This window comes from Parapedobacter sp. ISTM3 (assembly GCF_016533505.1).
GTDB lineage: Bacteria > Bacteroidota > Bacteroidia > Sphingobacteriales > Sphingobacteriaceae > Parapedobacter > Parapedobacter luteus.
On sequence record NZ_JAENGN010000005.1, the window covers coordinates 133,199 to 150,183 of the forward strand.

Sequence of the window (16,985 nt, forward strand, 5' to 3'; positions counted from 1 at the left end):
AAAGAACGAATCGATGAAACACCAAAAATATTCAATCCTATTGTTATCCTTGTTTGCATTAGGATCATGTCATCATATGCTGGATGTAGAACCCCACACGTTTTCGAGTGACGCCAGTTATTACCAAAATGAAGGCCAGTTTCTAAGGGCTGTCAATGGGGCGTACGGCTCGTTACAGGAACTTTATACGGTGGATCACTTCTGGCCAATGACCGAAATGGTAGCCGACAATACCAACTACCAGTTCGATGCGTCCGATCGAGGTGCTCAACAACGGGAAGAAATCGATGAATTTCTGATCACCTCGACAAACAACTACGTCAACAACACCTGGAATATGCTTTACCGGAATATTCAGCAGACAAACGTCATCTTGGGCCGTATCGAGCCCGTGGAGTTTTCGGATGAAGCCAAGAAGGCACAGTATAAAGGCGAAGCACAATTCTTGCGCGCATTGCAATACTTCCATCTGGTGCGGCTTTTCGGGCCGGTACCGCTCATCATAGACGAGGTTGAAGATCCGGAAAGTGCTTTTTCGGAAGGCCGGGCCAGTGTCGAAGAAGTGTATAATCAAATTTTGGCCGATGTCAGCGGGGCGATAGAAAACTTGCCGGTCTCCTACACCGGATCCAATATCGGCCGTGCGACAAAAGGTGCTGCGCTGACCTTACTTGGCGAAATACAAATGACACTGCATAATTTTGATGAAGCGGCTACCGCCTTTCAACAGGTGTTGGATATGGGTTATAGTTTATTGCCCAATTACGCGGACAATTTCAATCCGGCATTCAAGAACAATGCGGAGTCGGTATTTGCTATCCAGTTCGATGCCGGGCTGCAAACGGAGGCGAGCAACTTTATTTTCATGTTTGGCCCCCGAAATGCAAAGAACCAACTGATCGGCTTTCCTGGGAATCTTGGCGGTAGCAACATCCCCACTCCCAGCATCTACCGGGCCTACGAGGAGGGCGATGTTCGCCGAGACGCGTCTATAGCCCTGTTCAGCGACCCTTCCAACGCCAATTTTGAGGAGTCGCGGGCTTTCGGCGGCGACATTCCGTTTATTCGAAAGTATTACCATCCGCCATTTCTGGAAGATGGACGCGCTGATGAGAATTGGCCGGTTTACCGGTATGCACATGTGCTGCTGATGCTTGCGGAAGCATTGAACGAGACTGGTGCGGGCGATCCATACCCTTACATCAATGCTGTGCGGGAGCGCGCTGGACTGGATCCATTGGCTGGTCTTGGCCAAGATGCATTCCGGGAGGCGGTCGCCCATGAGCAACGGGTTGAGCTCGCCTTTGAAAATCATCGGTGGTACCAATTGCTGAGGACCGGTAAGGCGATAGAAGTCATGACCCAGCACGGCATTGAGGAGAAGGAAAGGTTGACCAGGCTGAGCAACGCTGCGTACAACATCCAACCGCATAAGTTGTTGTTCCCCATTCCAGAACGGGAAATCCGCTTGAACGGCTTCGAACAGAATCCAGGATGGTAATGCTTGTCAGAATCCTTACATTCGCATAAACAATTGTACTAACAGATATATATGCAAACTTTCATGAAAAAAAACCGCGGTTTAGTAGCAGCACTCCAGGTGTTGCTGCTGGCCTCGGCATGTCAGACCGAAAAAGAGGATGAATCGGTTAAAGTTGACACGGGTCCAAAAGTGGAGAAGATCACCGCCGCACCGGATTTTGTGGTGGAGCACCTTTACAGCCCATCCGAAAATAAGGAGGGTTCATGGGTAGCGATGACGTTTGATGACAAAGGGCGGATGATCGTGTCGGACCAATTCGGCTCGCTGTACCGGATCGAGCTGCCGGAATTAGGTATGGATACACTGGCGGCTAAACCGCAGCGGCTCGCATTTCCAGGTGACGAGTGGAAGGACGATACCACGCAGACCAAAGTGGGGATGGGATATGCGCAAGGCTTACTCTGGGCATTCAACAGCCTCTATGTGATGGTCAATCACCGAGGCGATACGACATTCGAAAGGAGCAGCGGGCTGTACCGGCTGAAGGACAACGACAATGATGACCAGTTCGACGAAATCACCTTGCTGAAATCATTCGAAGGAGATGGTGAGCACGGTCCACATAGCATTATCCTCGGGCCTGACGGGCAGTCGATATACCTTGTATGTGGCAATCATACCGATGTGCCAAAAATGGATAGTTACCTGCTTCCGTCCAACTGGGATGAAGACAACATCTTCCAATCGATCAAAGATCCGCGCGGACATGCCACGGATCGCATGGCTCCCGGGGGGTGGATAGCAAAAACCGATTCGCTGGGAAAACACTGGCAATTAGTGGCCGCTGGGTTCCGTAACACGTTTGATATTGCGTTTAACGACGATGACGAGTTATTTGCGTATGATTCGGATATGGAATGGGATTTCGGGATGCCCTGGTATCGGCCCACCCGTTTGCTGCATGTAACCAAGGGTGCGGAGTTCGGCTGGCGCACGGGTAATTCCAAGTGGGCTACCTATTATCCGGATAACCTGCCATCCTTGCTTAACATCGGGCAAGGGTCGCCTACCAATCTTGTTTTTGCAGGTAATGCTAAGTTTCCTGACAAATACCGCAATAGCTTATTGGCTTTTGACTGGAGCTTCGGCATTATATACGCGGTGCAATTGGAGCAAGAAGGGGCAACCTATCGTGCATCAGCGGAAGAGTTTCTTTCCGGGGCTCCCTTACCGCTTACCGATGGAGAAATCGGTCCGGATGGTGCACTGTATTTCCTTACTGGGGGGCGGAAACTGGATTCCGACCTCTACCGGGTCTATTATAAAGACCATAACAACGTGAAGGACAAACTGAACCGGGGCGACAACCTTTCGGAGGAGATGGCGATACGTAGACAGTTGGAAAGCTACTACGAGCACCCGGCCGACTCCAACGTGGTTAATGAAGTGTGGCCGTATCTGAACCATGACGATCGGCATGTGCGGTATGCAGCGACCGTAGCGTTGATGCACCAGCCTATCAAACTGTGGGGAAAGAAGGTGTTCCGTGAGCGGAATATCCGTACGGTGACACACGCCGTGGTGGCCATGGCGAAAACGGGTCATCCGGCATTGCAATCGGTTATGCTGCGCAAGCTGATGACCGTGGATATCAACCGGATATCCAAGGAAAATAAGATAGATCTGCTGCGCGCCTTTGAGCTGGTCCTCTATCGTATGGGAGAGCCCGAGCCGGAAATTGGGCAGCGGCTAATCGGTTATTTTGCCAATGCGTATCCTACTACGGATAACGCGTTGAACCGAGAGTTCAGTAAACTACTCATACAGCTTCGTGCACCATATGCGATAGAAAGAACGTTGTCCCTGCTGGAAAGTGCCAAAGACGACTCAACGACGCTGGAGCCGATATTGACCAGTTCATCCGACCTGATCATGCGGAACCCGCAATACGGGCTGGATATCGCCAACACCTTGGCGAAGACCCCCCCGGCTCAACAGATTTATTATGCTACGGCATTAAGCAAGGCGACGGAGGGATGGACTCCTGAGTTGTATGAACGCTATTTCAAGTGGTTCTATGGCGCATTCGGCTATAAAGGCGGTAACAGCTTCATTGGCTTTCTCGATGCGGCCCGGAAGCTGGCGTTGGAAAACGTGCCGAAAGAGCAATTTGCCCATTATAATACCATATCCGGAGATTCGCTCCTTGCTGAGTCTGGTAAAGCGTTATTCGAGAACGTTGAACCACCCAAAGGACCGGGCAGGAACTGGAAGATCGAGGATGCATTGAAATCCGTTGAGGAAGATAAAGGGAAAAGGAATTTTGAACGGGGTAAGGAGTTGTTTGTCGCGATACGCTGTGCGTCGTGCCATACCATGCGTGGAGAAGGAGGAGCAATTGGTCCCGACCTTACGCAATTAGGTACGCGATTTTCTGTTCGCGATATGCTGGAGGCAATTATTGACCCCAATATCGTGATTTCGGATCAATATGAGTCTAAAGTGCTGGTACTGAACGACGGGTCTTCAGTGATGGGTAGATTGGTCAGCGAAGACGAGAACGTTTATTCGGTGTCACAAAACCCGTATGCCCCGCAGGTGCTGAAGGAGATACCGAAACGCGACGTGCGGGAAGTGCGGGTGTCGAAGGTATCCATCATGCCTCCCGGTACATTAAATGTATTGAATGAAGAGGAGTTGAAAGATTTAATGGCCTATCTGATGGCTGGCGGCAATGAAGACAGCCCCACGTATAAGGGTAAATAGCTGAAAGCATGGCAAACTGGATAGATAAAGTATCGAACCCACTGCAGGTAGGCGGTATCGAGACAGCTGTCCTGGACGATGGCCCGGGGAGGGGTACCCGTGTTGCATGGATAAATACAGGTGCCGGACTCCGATATAAAGTGGTCATCGATCGGGGGCTTGATATCGCCGAGGCATTTTACAATGCCTATGGTTTGGCTTGGATAAGCCACTTGGGGGTGACGGCGCCCCCGTCCGGCGGATACCGCGGCATCGAATGGTTGAACGCATTCGGGGGTGGTTTACTGACCACCTGCGGGTTGGACCATGTGGGTGGCCCCGAGGCCGATGAATACGGCGAGCGGGGGCTTCACAGCCAATACAGCGGCTTGCCCGCCACTATTGAGTCGATCGTCCAGCCGGATCCGTTGGCTGGGCGGTTGGATATGCACATCACAGGTACTGTCAAACAGTCACAGCCCTTGGGTGCGCAACTGGTACTGAAACGTACTATTTCCGGTAGGCTGGGCGATCCGGCGATTCATATTCGGGACGAAGTCATCAACCATGGGAATACACCTGCGCCCCATATGCTGCTTTATCATATGAATTTAGGTTGGCCCTTGGTGGACGAGGGATCAGATATTTGCTGGAAAGGTAGCTGGACGTCGCGGGAGGGTGAAGATAACGCCCGCATCTTTCGCAAGGGGATGCCCTTCCGGAAGGGAAAGCCACCATTGGAAGAACACGCAGGCAGCGGGGAGGAGGCAGCATTCATTGACGTGGAGGCCGATGTTGAGGGGAAATGCCTGTGCGGAATCCATAACCCCGAACTTGGCATTGCGCTGTCCATTACGTTTGAGAAAAAGCAGTTGCCCTGGTTGACCAACTGGCAGCACTGGGGGCCGGGGGAGTATGTCGTGGGGTTGGAGCCGGGCACCCATCCCCCCATTGGACAGTCGCGTGCGCGGAGCGACGGCTCGCTTATTTTACTGCAGCCGAAGGAGCGGCGAAGTTATGGCATGACAATCCGGATATTGGACAGGCCGGAGGATATTATTGCATTTTTACAGGCTGCCGGACAAACCGAAAGCTACTAATTTATAAACTTAAATAAGATATGAATACACATCAATTAGCAAAGCAAGCGTTATCATCGGGGGAAGGGATATTGCGTTTGGCCCCGACATGGGTGCCGCGTTCGTTCTGTGTTCCGGGTCGTCGGATCAAGCTTCATCCGGACGATTATTATGTGCTTGGGGGCGTACGAGGAGGTATAGACGAGCGGTGGCTGTCATCGACTACCCCGGCGAAGAACGGTCCCTTGACGGGCGAGGATGAGGGGCTGAGCAAGGTGGTTTTTGAGGACGGCGGGCGGGTTCACCAGTTGCTGCTGAAGGAAGCGGTGGATGTATTGCAGGGCGACCTGATCGGCGGGCGGCTGTGGTCTGCCTACGGGGGATGGCCCATGTATTCGAAGTTTTTCGACAATATGGGGCCGCTGCCGCACCATGTGCATCACAACGATGAAAAGGCCGCGCTTATTGGCCAGCAAGGGAAGCCGGAGGCGTATTATTTTCCTCCGCAACTGAATAACCACGGCGGGGATTTCCCGTATACGTTCATCGGGTTGGCTCCGGGGACGACCAAGGCTCAAATCCGGGAGTGCCTGGTCAACTTCACGAAGGGCGACAACAAGATAACGAACTATTCACAGGCGTACCGCCTGGAACCCGGTACGGGCTGGGATGTGCCGCCGGGGCTGCTGCATGCACCGGGGAGCCTGTGCACGTATGAGCCTCAGAAGGCGTCAGACGTATTTGCGATGTACCAGTCGCTGGTAAACGAGGCGGTGATACCGGAGGAACTGCTGTGGAACGGTACACCAAAGGACCGTATCGGGGACTACGATGAGCTGATAGCGGTGCTTGACTGGGAGCTGAACGTTGATCCGAACACGATGCAGAACCGTTTCATGGCGCCATTGCCGGTCCGGGAGGAAGCGGAGATGCTGGAGTCCGGGTATTCGGAAAAATGGGTATGTTACAAGTCTGATGCGTTCAGCGCGAAGGAGCTGACCGTGCTGCCCGGTGCGACGGTCACCATCCGAGATGCCGCGGCGTATGGAATGATTATGATGCAGGGCCGTGGACGTATGGGCGTATGGGACATCGAGACACCAGCGCTCATCCGTTACGGCCAGCTGACGTATGATGAGTATTTTGTGAGCGAGGGCGCGGCTCAGGCAGGCGTACGGATTGAGAACCTGTCGAAGACAGATCCCATTGTGATGCTGAAGCATTTCGGCCCGGGCAATCCGGACTTGGTATTAGCATAGTCAACAGCATAATGATAGCAATATGAAGAAGACAAATCGTGCATGGTCGTCACTCCTCCTACTGGTTGCACTGATGGGATTTATCCGATGCTCGGCAGGAGAACGGCCGGAGATATCGGAAGACCAATGGATCACTTACACCGGCTACGAAGGGCCGGGTGCCGGCAAACATATTGTGCTGATCAGTGGCGATGAAGAGTATCGCTCTGAAGAGGCTCTGCCCATGCTGGCGCAGATACTGGCCAAAAAATTTGGCTTTACCTGCACGGTGCTTTTTTCCATTGATCCATCGACGGGCGAAATCGATGCTAATCAACAGGCCAACATACCGGGCCTGGCTAACCTGGAATCTGCTGACCTGATGGTGATTTTTACCCGATTTCGTGAACTGCCGCCTGACCAGATGCGCCACATCGATGACTACTTAAAAGCAGGAAAACCAGTAGTCGGTTTGCGCACGGCCACCCATGCGTTCCATTACGCAAAAAAGCCGGATGACCCGTTCGCTCGCTATGATTTTCAGAGCACCGTATCCGGCTGGGAGGGTGGTTTTGGAAAACTGGTCCTGGGGGAAACCTGGATAAGCCATCATGGTGATCATGGCAAAGAAGGAACGCGCGGCGTTGTCAACGAAGAAAATGCTGCCAGTCCTATATTGAACGGTGTACAGGATATCTGGGGGCCCACCGATGTTTATACCGTAGGCCGATTGGCCGGGGCGGATATACTGATGTACGGGCAATCCACCAGTGGGATGACCGCAGACGCTCCCGTAAACAGGGACAAGCCTGCATTGCCTGTTGCCTGGACGAAGCGCTATAAACTTCCAGATGGCAAATCAGGGAAAGCGTTTACAACGACCATGGGTGCATCAGTCGACCTGTTGAATGAAGATTTAAGAAGGCTGCTCGTAAATGCGTGCTTTTGGGCGGTGGGTCTTGAAAATCAAATCCCTGAAAAAGCTGACGTCGCATTCGTCACACCTTACCAGCCCACCATGTTTGGTTTCGATAGTTTCATAAAAGGCAAACGTCCGGCAGACTATCGGCTGCAGGAAGATTAACGGGCGATCAGCAATAAGTACATCATCAATAATCAAGTTAGAAAAACTATGTTAAAAATCGGCGTCAATACCTTCTTACTTACCTCTCCGTTTACCAACGAACGCATCGACATCATCCGGCAATTCAAAGCCTGGGGCTGCGACGCGGTGGAAATTGCGCTTGAGGATGCCGCGCATATCGATGCGCATTTGATTAAACAGGCATTGGACGATAATGGTATGGTTTGCTCTTCAATTTGTGCTGCTATGGGGCCTGGCCGAGATCTCAGGGGCACATCGGCTGAGCAACAAAACGCTATAGCCTATATTACTGAAGTATTGGATGCGATGGTTGTATTGGACTGCCCGGTGATGGTCGGACCACTTTATTCAACTGTCGGACGTGCGGAGCAGACGCCCGAGGATGAATACAAGAAGCAGTGGGATATGGTGGTGAGCCGCCTGAAACCGTTGGGCGCGCGGGCAGCGGATCTGGGAAAAAAGCTGGCTATAGAACCGTTGAACCGTTATGAAACAGACTTTATCAATACATGTGAACAGGCCCTGGCACTGGTCGATGCGGTCGGCAACGATGCGGTGGGCATACTGCTGGATACCTATCATATGAACATTGAGGAAAAAGATTCCCCCGCGGCTATCCGTAAAGCAGGTAAACGCCTGTTGCATGTCCATGCCTGTGGCTGCGATCGCGGCGCGCCCGGAGGCGACCATATCAACTGGGACGGCATTCGTGATGCCTTGAAAGCCATCGACTACTCCGGCAGTTTGGTCATCGAGTCATTCACGCCGGAGGTCAAGGTTGTGGCCAAGGCGGCATCCATCTGGCGTAGTTTCGAGCCGTCCTTGGAAGCCATTGCCGTCAAAGGGATTCCTTTCTTACGTTCCCATTTTGCTTGATAAGCGTTTCAATAAAAAAACCGGAGTGCCATCAATTGGCACTCCGGCTTTTTTATGGTCGGTTTCCATCTCGCCTGATTATTATCTTGGTAGCGGATGCTCCTTCAGCAGTTCTTCGGGCGTATAAAAGCTTTTTTTATCCGCAATAACGGCGCGGATGGCTTTTACTTGTTCGGGATCGATGGCCGTTCCCTTGTTGCCGAACGAATTTCTGACATAGGTAAGCACAGCAGCGACTTCCTTGTCATCCAACAAGCCGCCAAACGGTGTCATGGGCACTTGCCCGGGATACGATTTGCCAAGTACCTCTATTGGGCCCTGCAGTCCTTTCAGTGTAAGTTTAATAAGGCGTGCCTCATCACCTGTAACCCATTCCGTGCCGGCTAAAGGCGGGAAACCAGCGGCCTCCAGCCCTTTCCCGTCCGCTTGGTGGCAGGTGATGCAAAAGCCATCCTGCTCATAAATCAGTTTTCCTTGTTTATACAGTGCCAAATCGGTGCCTGTTAGGTCGGTGTTTACGATTTCTTCTTTTTTGGTCTCTTCGACATGCCCTTCAACGCGCGCCAGCGCTGCACGGTACGCATCCGTCATCCAGTCATCGAGCGGGTGCTTTGCAGCCTCTTCCAAAACAGGCAGTGCCTGTCCTTCGTCCAGCCACGAGGCGGCAACCAACGCTTCTAAGCGGACACGCCCGTGCACGTCGGCTGCGGCCTGTTTGAGCAATTCTGCTTGATCCGTTACTTGGTGGCCCGTATAGCGCAGTACCCGCACCGCGGCGGCTCTGGCGCGGTAATCTTTTGCCTGCAGCAGTCGTCGAAGCAACGATTGATCAACCTGGTTGAGTCCCCAACTCACCCATAGACCTTCCAATAGGTGGTGTTCATAGCGCGGATCCCGGGCATCAAGATTGTTCACCCAGGTTTTAAGGTGCTTAAGCACCTCTCCTGCGTCGCGCCCCCGAAGTTCGCGGCGGGTGCGATAGCGGGTGCGGTATTCCGGTAATTTCAGGTTATCCAACAGCGTGTCAATGCTTGCGCCAGCGATCTTTGCAGGCTTGACCAGGGGCCGTGAAGGGTAAGTGATGCGGTAAACACGGCCATGTGTATGGTCGCGGAGCGGATCGCGTTGGTTATGTTGCATGTGGCCGATCAGAATGTTGTGCCAGTCAATCAGGTACAGCGAGCCGTCCGGCGCAAATTCCATGTCGACCGGCCGAAAATTGGGGTCTACCGACCAAATCAGGTCCTGGCGGTGCTGACTTTTGTAACCCGTGCCATCATCAGTCATCGTATGCTGCTTCATGCCCAGAAAGCCGATGGTATTGTTGATGAGCATATCCCCTTGCACATCGTCGGGGAAGTGGCGGCTTGAAACAAATTCAAGCCCCGAGGTGGGCCGTACTTTATGTTTGTCTTCGATCAGGTTTCTCGATTTTGGCGTAAACTTGCCATATGTAGGTCTGACGGATCCCGGCATCATCCAGCTGACATCCGGTCCGGACGTTTCGGCGTAAAAATTCTGTCCCCATTCATCGAACGCGATTCCCCATGGATTGGGGATGGATAGCTGTGCTGTAAATTCGAGCTTTCGCCTATTGGGGTCGTAGCGGAAGAAGCCACCGTTGGTGCCACGTACGGGGCCGTAGGCCGTTTCGATATCACTTAGCAGGAATACACCTTGCCCCATGTAGATAGCGCCGGACGGATCGGCCGTATACGCATGGTGCGCATGGTGGGTGTCGTGGTCATCAAAACCACTTAGTAGCACCTCCTTCGTATCGGCTTTGCCATCGCCGTCGGTGTCCTTAAGCAGTACCATGTCCATACCCTGGGATACGTAGACACCCTCTGGTGCGATTTCGAATCCCATGGGTAAATGTAGTTTGTCAGCAAACACGGTTTGTTTATCCGCCTTGCCGTCGTTGTCGGTATCTTCCAGGATAATGATTTTATCATCAGGCTTGGGGTCTCCCGGCCTCCAGTGCGGATATGATGGCATGGTCGCAATCCAAAGCCGGCCTTGATTGTCAAACGTCAGCTGAACAGGTTTTTTTAGGTCAGGGAATTCTTCCTCGGAAGCAAAAAGCGCAATTTCGTAGCCAGGAGCCGTTCGCAACTGCCTTACCGCTTCGGCGCCGTAAAGATAAGTAGGGTTGCCATTTTTGTTGCTTGGGCGATAATTGGTTTTGACTTCGGGAAGCGGTAACGTCCGCCCGTCCGCGCTGTCCAGGTTCATTTTCTCTCCTTTTACGGCCTTCCAGATGGCTTCATCTCTCAAGGCCGTCATCTCCCTGATTTTTGCGATCTCGGCAGGGTAATTGTCTGGCCCGAATGGATCATAGCGACGCCCGAAAGCTTGCACGCCATTAGGCATCTTGATGTCCTTGTGCCACACCCAGTTCTTTTCCATTACGGCGGCATGTACCAGCTCGCGATGGGTTTCATCTGTCGGTTTTACATTGCCGAATACGTTGTCAGCCAGCTGTATCGCAAACTTGGCATAGCCTGTTTTGTTGAGCTGTGAGCCATCAATAGTCAACGGCTCATCATTTTTGACAAACCAGCCATTTTTGTTGAACCACTTTTTGGATGGCGTATACATATCGACGAAGTGGACATTGTTGTTGCGTGCAACCTCTTTCATCGCTTGGGTGTACATTGACAGGTTTCTGTTTTCTTTTTTGCCGTCCGGCAAGTCATGCTTGCCAGACAAATCCTCAAAAGCAATGGGCGACACGATTGCAAGCTGCGGTGCTGAAACTCCGTTGTAATGTTGTTGCAGGGTGTGTTTGATGAATGCATCAAGTTCGTCTTTGTAGCGCCGCAGCCCTTCTTCGCCTTGGAAGGATTCGACGTAGCCGAAGAAAGCGATAATGATATCTGCGCGATGCCGTGTAAGCCACTCATCCGGTGTTTCCCAGTGTCCTTGATTATTGGGGTCGTTGGTCAGCTCCCTTTGGAATTGTTCGGCACCGGGAAATGCCCAGGGGGACGGCCGGCCCGAATGCGGCCTGAATCCCGGGGTGTTGCCCGGATCGCACATATTCCGGATGTACAACAGGCTGTCCGGGTACCGAAGCTGCATTTCTGTTTCGAAAAACCCGTAATTCATCATCCTCGACCCCAGGTTGTTGCCAATTAAAATAATGCGTGAGCCCTTTTTTATTTTGAGTGTATTCGGATTTGAAGTACACTGTAAAGCAGATATCAAGGCTAATGTTGCTCCGAATAAGGTAATTAAACGAATGATATTCATGCGTGGATGTCTCTTCTTCATATAAGTCTACTAAAATACCCGGCCATACCTTCGGCGATGCTTTTACAACGATGTGGCAGTCAACCGTTTTATGGACGCTCGGTGCATTTGCTGTTGTGACAGTTATTAGGTTATAACATAATTGGTGTTATAAAAAACTGGAGCCAATGTTACTTATTGTTCTTCAATTAACCGTCATGGTCTGTCCTTATCTGTCCTTGGTGATCTGCGGTTCCACCATGGTGGTAAGTGCCGTTTCTTTTCAAAAAAGGCCTTTTTTAATCCCTGAATTTTTTCTTATTTTGGGCTGCCATGAAAGTTCAGGATAGGACAGGATAGCATTACATAGCTGATACGGTATCTTTGTGTACGTTCCAGGGAATGATGTTGCGAATGACATGAAGGGACAATCAGCGTTTGGATATCCGAAATTGTTTTATCAATCGGCTTTTTGGCGGGGTAAATTAAAACAATAGATACAAATAGCTAATTTATTAGACCAGTTAAAACCTTTTTAATATGAACGAAAACATTAACAGGACCGCTTTGTTCAATGGGTCATGCTTCGCACTCATCACTACCGCTTTTACATTTGCCATCCGCGCAGGGATTTTGCCGCAGCTTGGCCAAGAATTTAATTTAAGTGCCGAACAGCTTGGATTTATCAATTCGATGTGGTTTTTAGGCTTTCCCATCTCCATGATTATTGGTGGTCTGGTGTATCACTCTTTTGGAGCTGCAAACATCATGAGGGTGGCTTTCGTAGCGCATACCTTAGGCATTTTGCTTACCATCTATTCCGGTGGATATGCCGGTTTATTGATTTCCACCTTGTTTATCGGGTTTGGTAACGGCTGTACCGAAGCCGCATGCAATCCGATGATTGCAGACATGTACTCCGATAATCACATCAAAATGAATAAAATGCTCAACAGGTTTCATATGTGGTTTCCTGGGGGTATTCTTTTGGGAGCGCTCATTTCCAAATTTATGACTGATTTTGGTGGGGTTCTTCAGCAATGGCAAACACAGATGTGGATATTGATGATTCCTACCATCATCTATGCCATATTGTTCTATGGAAAAACATTTCCTCGGCCCAAGGTTGAAGGTGCAACCTCGCTCGCACAGAACTTTAAAGCAATGGGTACGCCTACCTTCATTTTTTTGTTTTGCTGTATGGCGCTCACAGCCATTAGCGAATTTGGCCCGCAGCAATGGGTGTCTATTGTCATGAGCCATAGCGGAGCGGACAGCATGCTTATCTTGGCCCTTACAACGGGTTTGATGGCGGTGGGGCGCTTTTTTGCGGGGCCCGTTGTCCGTGTATTAGGGCAGACAGGCGTACTGTTGGGCGGCGCGATATTCGCAACCCTCGGTATCTATTTATTCAGCGTCGTCACCGGACCAATGGCCTATTTCGCAGCGGTGGTATTTGCTTTGGGGGTTTGTTATTTCTGGCCGGTGATGGTGGGCTCGGCCGCTCAACGTGTTCCGCTCAGTGGTGCGTTGGGAATGTCTGTAATTGGAGGAGTGGGCATGTTTTCCACGGCTATTTTCCAGCCCATTATCGGCAGCTGGATAGACGGAGCCCGGGAAAAAAATGCCTCCGCTGGACTAACCGATTCGGCCCTGGAGCTTGCTACCGGCCAGGATGCTTTGGCTAAAATGGTTTCATTCCCCGCTATTTTGATTGTTTTGTTCATCATTTTCTTCTTCTGGCAAAAAAGTTTGAAAGGCAAGGCTGCATCAATTACTGCAGCAACACAGCCGCCAATACATTAATGGCGCCCGATTTCATTCAAAAGGCATCGCCGAGGGTAAGTAGCAAACAGCTGCCCCCCTGTGGCGTGCCTGATGAACAGTGGACTGCCAAGAAATAAATCTGACGTCGATAACTATTAAAAACGAATAGAATCACCGGGGGCACTAGCACTATCGTGATTCAATGGAATTGCTATGCCTATTGTTAAACGCTAAAAATATTCATAATATGCTGAAAGCCAATTAGATTTAACTTAACCAATTAAATTAACCAATTATGAACAAGTGTAATGACAATCCAATCAACCGGCACCGCCATGCCGAAAAGCGATGGCAGCCTTGGCGCGTGAACGCCTCGTGTTTGCTTGCAATACTGACGATGGCTGTGGTCCACGCCGCATGGGCAGAACCGGAGCATCAGCAAACAGTGCGTGGTCGGGTGACCGATGCTGGCCAGGTGCCCATCAGCGGCGTTACCGTTCTTGAGCAGGGTACCAGCAACAGTACCAGTACCAATGATCAGGGCGAATACACGATAACGTTAGAACATGGCGAAGGAGCGCTATTGGTGTTTAGTGGCGTTGGTTACGACTCGCAGGAAATACGCGTCACGGGAGCACAGCTTAATGTGGTCATGGAACAAAGTCAAACCGATCTCGATGAAGTCGTTGTGGTGGGTTACGGTACACAGCGCAAATCCGACCTGACCGGAGCGGTGGGCACGGTACGTGCGGAAGCTCTCCAAGAACGGCCCGCCTCGTCTTTGAACCAGGGCTTGGCCGGAAGGGTGACGGGGGTAAACGTATCGTCCAATTCGGGGCGGCCTGGGGGGAGAACCAATGTCCGCATCCGTGGGGCCAGCTCAATCAGTGTATCCAATAATCCCCTGTATGTGATTGATGGTGTGATTTTAAATACATCCGGGCTGCAAAATGGCAGCACACCCATCGACTATATCAACCCCAATGATATCGCTTCCATCGAAGTGCTGAAGGATGCGTCTTCGACGGCCATCTATGGCGCCCGGGGTGCCAACGGGGTTATCTTGGTAACGACCAAACGGGGCACATCCGGCGGAGGAGCACTGACCTATGATGCAGACTTCGGACTGGGCGTGGCCCCCAAGCTGCTACCCGTTTTAAACGCAAGGGAATTCCTGGAGGTAGAAGAAATCGCCTATGCTAACGCCCAAAAATATGACCCCGTCGGCTGGGCAACGGGCACCAAATATACAGACCCTCGTACTAAGCGGATCAACCCGCTGCTTTTCGATGCGCAGGGAAACCCATTGTATGATATCAACTGGCAGAAGGAAGCGTTCCGGGAGGCCTTTACACAAAATCATCAGCTGGGTTTCACCAATGGCAATGAAAAGGGAACTTATGGGGCATTCCTGAACTACCGCAATGAAAACGGGGTGGTGTACGGCTCATGGCAAAAACGGTATGCCGGCCGCTTCGTGTTCGATACGGAGATTAAGGATTGGCTGAAAGTAGGCGGGTCACTGAGCTATAATGACCAAGATGAAAAGCAGGTAGACCAGTTGGACGGCGGCGGCATCACCATGGTCCGGCAGATTCTGGAGGCGTTGCCTATCGTGCCGGTTCGGTATGCCGATGGTTCATGGGCAAGCAACCGCGATTATCCAGGCATGGAAGGAGGGGATAACCCGATACGCGTCGCAGACGAACGGTTGTATTTCCTCCGTACCCAAACCATGCTGGGAAATATGTATGCCAACATCCGGTTGGCGGAAAATCTTGAACTCCGCTCCACACTCGGTACCAATATCATCAATCAGCGTACCGACTATTTTGCTGCGGCAGGGCTGCAATACATCTCCACCAACGGCAATGCATATGTAGGTAACAATCGGCTTAATTCGTGGCAGTTTGAAAACTACCTGACTTATAAAAAAGACGTTGGCCGTATCCACTCGTTGAATGCGATGTTGGGCCTTTCATGGCAGCACGTCAACAGTTTCAGCAGCCAGGCGAACGCCGAGGGCTTTTCGGATGCGTACTTCCAGTTCAACAACCTGGGCGCGGGTGCCACTGCACTGGCTCCGAGCTCTGGGGCGTCGGCCTATGGACTGAATTCTTATTTTACACGGTTAAACTATTCGTTGCTCGGAAAATACCTGGTGACCTTTACCGGCCGCATCGACGGTTCGTCGAAATTTGGGGAGCAAAACCAATATGCGTTTTTCCCATCGGCGGCGTTGGCATGGCGGATCAGTGACGAAGATTTCATGCAGGCTATGCCTGCTATCTCAAACCTGAAGCTCCGTACGAGCTATGGGGCTACAGGCAACTCCGAGATTCCTTCCTATCGGGCGTTAGCTGGCATGAGCAATTATGCTGTGATCTTTGGCGGTGCCCGTGAAATAGGGATTGGGACCGGGCGGATGGCTAATCCGGCGCTTCAGTGGGAAAAAACCCATCAGGTGGACATCGGGTTGGAGCTGGGGCTTTTCGCCAATCGGGTAAACCTTGAAGTTGATCTTTATCGCCGGAAGGTAAACGACATGTTGCTGGATGCGCCGCTGCCCCTGAGTAGCGGATATGGAAGCATCTACACCAATGTTGGCAGCATGGAAAATAGGGGGATTGAGATTGGCCTGAATACAACCAACCTACGGTCAGACCACTTCTCTTGGCATACCACATTCAACATTTCCATTAATCAGAACAAAGTTCTGGCGCTGTCCGGTGGCAGCGACATTTTTCCCGGCGCAGCCACCATCGTGCGGGTCGGCCAACCCGTGGGGTCGTTTTTTGGACGGGTGCACCTGGGCACATGGTCTACCGATGAGGCCGAAGAGGCAGCACGGTACAATATGCGGCCGGGAGATGTCAAATATCTCGACCTCAATAACGATGGCATCATCAATGACAACGACCGTGCAATTATCGGTAAGGGTATTCCCGACGGATTCGGAACCTTGCTGAACACCTTCCAATACAAGGCGTGGTCATTAACGGTCGACCTGCAATTCATGTACGGCAATGATGTGCTGGACCGAAGCATCCATTCGGCTGAAGACAGGCAAGGTATTGCCAACAGCTACAAGACGGTATTGAATGCGTGGACCGAAACGAACCAAAACACTCCGATAGCGCAAATACGGCCGATTAACGCCTATTATACCACCAATGACGACAGCCACAAGGTGTCGGATGCCTCTTTTATTAGGGGCCGGAACCTGCTGTTGGCTTATGTTTTTCCGGCGCAACTCGCGTCGCGGCTGAAACTGCAGCGTATGCGGCTATTTGGATCGGTACAGAATTTTTTTGTAGCCACCAAGTACAGTGGTTACGATCCTGAAGTTTCCAATTCTAGCTCGGCTTTCGGTCAAGGGTACGGTCTGTATGATTATCCACGGCCAAGGGTATTTATGTTGGGCGTGAACATCGGACTATAGCCATAACAAAGGCAAT

At 51.4% G+C, this 16,985-nt stretch carries 9 protein-coding genes; 8 read left to right on the plus strand and 1 reads right to left on the minus strand.

What is annotated here, in order from left to right:
* Positions 1 to 76 precede the first annotated feature (76 nt).
* From JHJ32_RS08990 to JHJ32_RS09015, 6 genes are all read left to right on the plus strand, one after another.
* Positions 77 to 1,501, plus strand: a complete 1,425-nt coding sequence (locus tag JHJ32_RS08990) for a RagB/SusD family nutrient uptake outer membrane protein (protein WP_200120760.1) — start codon at positions 77 to 79, stop codon at positions 1,499 to 1,501.
* Positions 1,502 to 1,564: 63 nt separating this feature from the next.
* Positions 1,565 to 4,249 (plus strand): c-type cytochrome, encoded by a 2,685-nt coding sequence (locus tag JHJ32_RS08995; protein ID WP_233632571.1) that lies wholly within the window; start codon positions 1,565 to 1,567, stop codon positions 4,247 to 4,249.
* Between the two features lie 8 nt (positions 4,250 to 4,257).
* Complete coding sequence (locus JHJ32_RS09000) at positions 4,258 to 5,328, plus strand: aldose 1-epimerase family protein (protein ID WP_200120762.1); 1,071 nt, start codon at positions 4,258 to 4,260, stop codon at positions 5,326 to 5,328.
* 20 nt (positions 5,329 to 5,348) lie between these two features.
* Positions 5,349 to 6,566, plus strand: a complete 1,218-nt coding sequence (locus JHJ32_RS09005; RefSeq protein WP_200120763.1) for a hypothetical protein — start codon at positions 5,349 to 5,351, stop codon at positions 6,564 to 6,566.
* Positions 6,567 to 6,588: 22 nt separating this feature from the next.
* On the plus strand, positions 6,589 to 7,629 hold the full coding sequence (locus tag JHJ32_RS09010) for a ThuA domain-containing protein (RefSeq protein WP_200120764.1): 1,041 nt from the start codon (positions 6,589 to 6,591) through the stop codon (positions 7,627 to 7,629).
* Between the two features lie 48 nt (positions 7,630 to 7,677).
* Positions 7,678 to 8,526 carry a sugar phosphate isomerase/epimerase gene (locus JHJ32_RS09015; protein WP_200120765.1) on the plus strand — a complete coding sequence of 283 codons (849 nt, stop codon included), beginning with the start codon at positions 7,678 to 7,680 and terminating at the stop codon, positions 8,524 to 8,526.
* Between the two features lie 81 nt (positions 8,527 to 8,607).
* Here the strand turns inward: JHJ32_RS09015 and JHJ32_RS09020 are convergent, their stop codons facing one another.
* Positions 8,608 to 11,802, minus strand: coding sequence for a PVC-type heme-binding CxxCH protein (locus JHJ32_RS09020; protein WP_079715247.1), 3,195 nt, complete (start codon positions 11,800 to 11,802; stop codon positions 8,608 to 8,610).
* A 498-nt stretch (positions 11,803 to 12,300) separates the two neighbouring features.
* On the opposite strand from JHJ32_RS09020, the gene JHJ32_RS09025 reads away from it, so the two are divergent.
* Both JHJ32_RS09025 and JHJ32_RS09030 read left to right on the plus strand, forming a co-directional pair.
* Positions 12,301 to 13,566: a sugar MFS transporter gene (locus tag JHJ32_RS09025; protein WP_079715248.1), complete on the plus strand. Its 1,266-nt coding sequence runs from the start codon at positions 12,301 to 12,303 to the stop codon at positions 13,564 to 13,566.
* Between the two features lie 256 nt (positions 13,567 to 13,822).
* Positions 13,823 to 16,969, plus strand: coding sequence for a TonB-dependent receptor (locus JHJ32_RS09030; RefSeq protein ID WP_200120766.1), 3,147 nt, complete (start codon positions 13,823 to 13,825; stop codon positions 16,967 to 16,969).
* The last annotated feature ends 16 nt before the right edge of the window (positions 16,970 to 16,985 follow it).

What these genes read in the sequence shown, in the direction of transcription:
- JHJ32_RS08990 (WP_200120760.1), top strand. Translation starts at nt 77, where the DNA reads ATGCTGGATGTAGAACCCCACACGTTTTCGAGTGACGCCAGTTATTAC.
- JHJ32_RS09000 (WP_200120762.1), top strand. Translation starts at nt 4,258, where the DNA reads ATGGCAAACTGGATAGATAAAGTATCGAACCCACTGCAGGTAGGCGGT.
- JHJ32_RS09030 (WP_200120766.1), top strand. Translation starts at nt 13,823, where the DNA reads ATGAACAAGTGTAATGACAATCCAATCAACCGGCACCGCCATGCCGAA.
- JHJ32_RS09015 (WP_200120765.1), top strand. Translation starts at nt 7,678, where the DNA reads ATGTTAAAAATCGGCGTCAATACCTTCTTACTTACCTCTCCGTTTACC.
- JHJ32_RS08995 (WP_233632571.1), top strand. Translation starts at nt 1,565, where the DNA reads ATGAAAAAAAACCGCGGTTTAGTAGCAGCACTCCAGGTGTTGCTGCTG.
- JHJ32_RS09005 (WP_200120763.1), top strand. Translation starts at nt 5,349, where the DNA reads ATGAATACACATCAATTAGCAAAGCAAGCGTTATCATCGGGGGAAGGG.
- JHJ32_RS09010 (WP_200120764.1), top strand. Translation starts at nt 6,589, where the DNA reads ATGAAGAAGACAAATCGTGCATGGTCGTCACTCCTCCTACTGGTTGCA.
- JHJ32_RS09025 (WP_079715248.1), top strand. Translation starts at nt 12,301, where the DNA reads ATGAACGAAAACATTAACAGGACCGCTTTGTTCAATGGGTCATGCTTC.
- JHJ32_RS09020 (WP_079715247.1), bottom strand. Translation starts at nt 11,802, where the DNA reads ATGAAGAAGAGACATCCACGCATGAATATCATTCGTTTAATTACCTTA.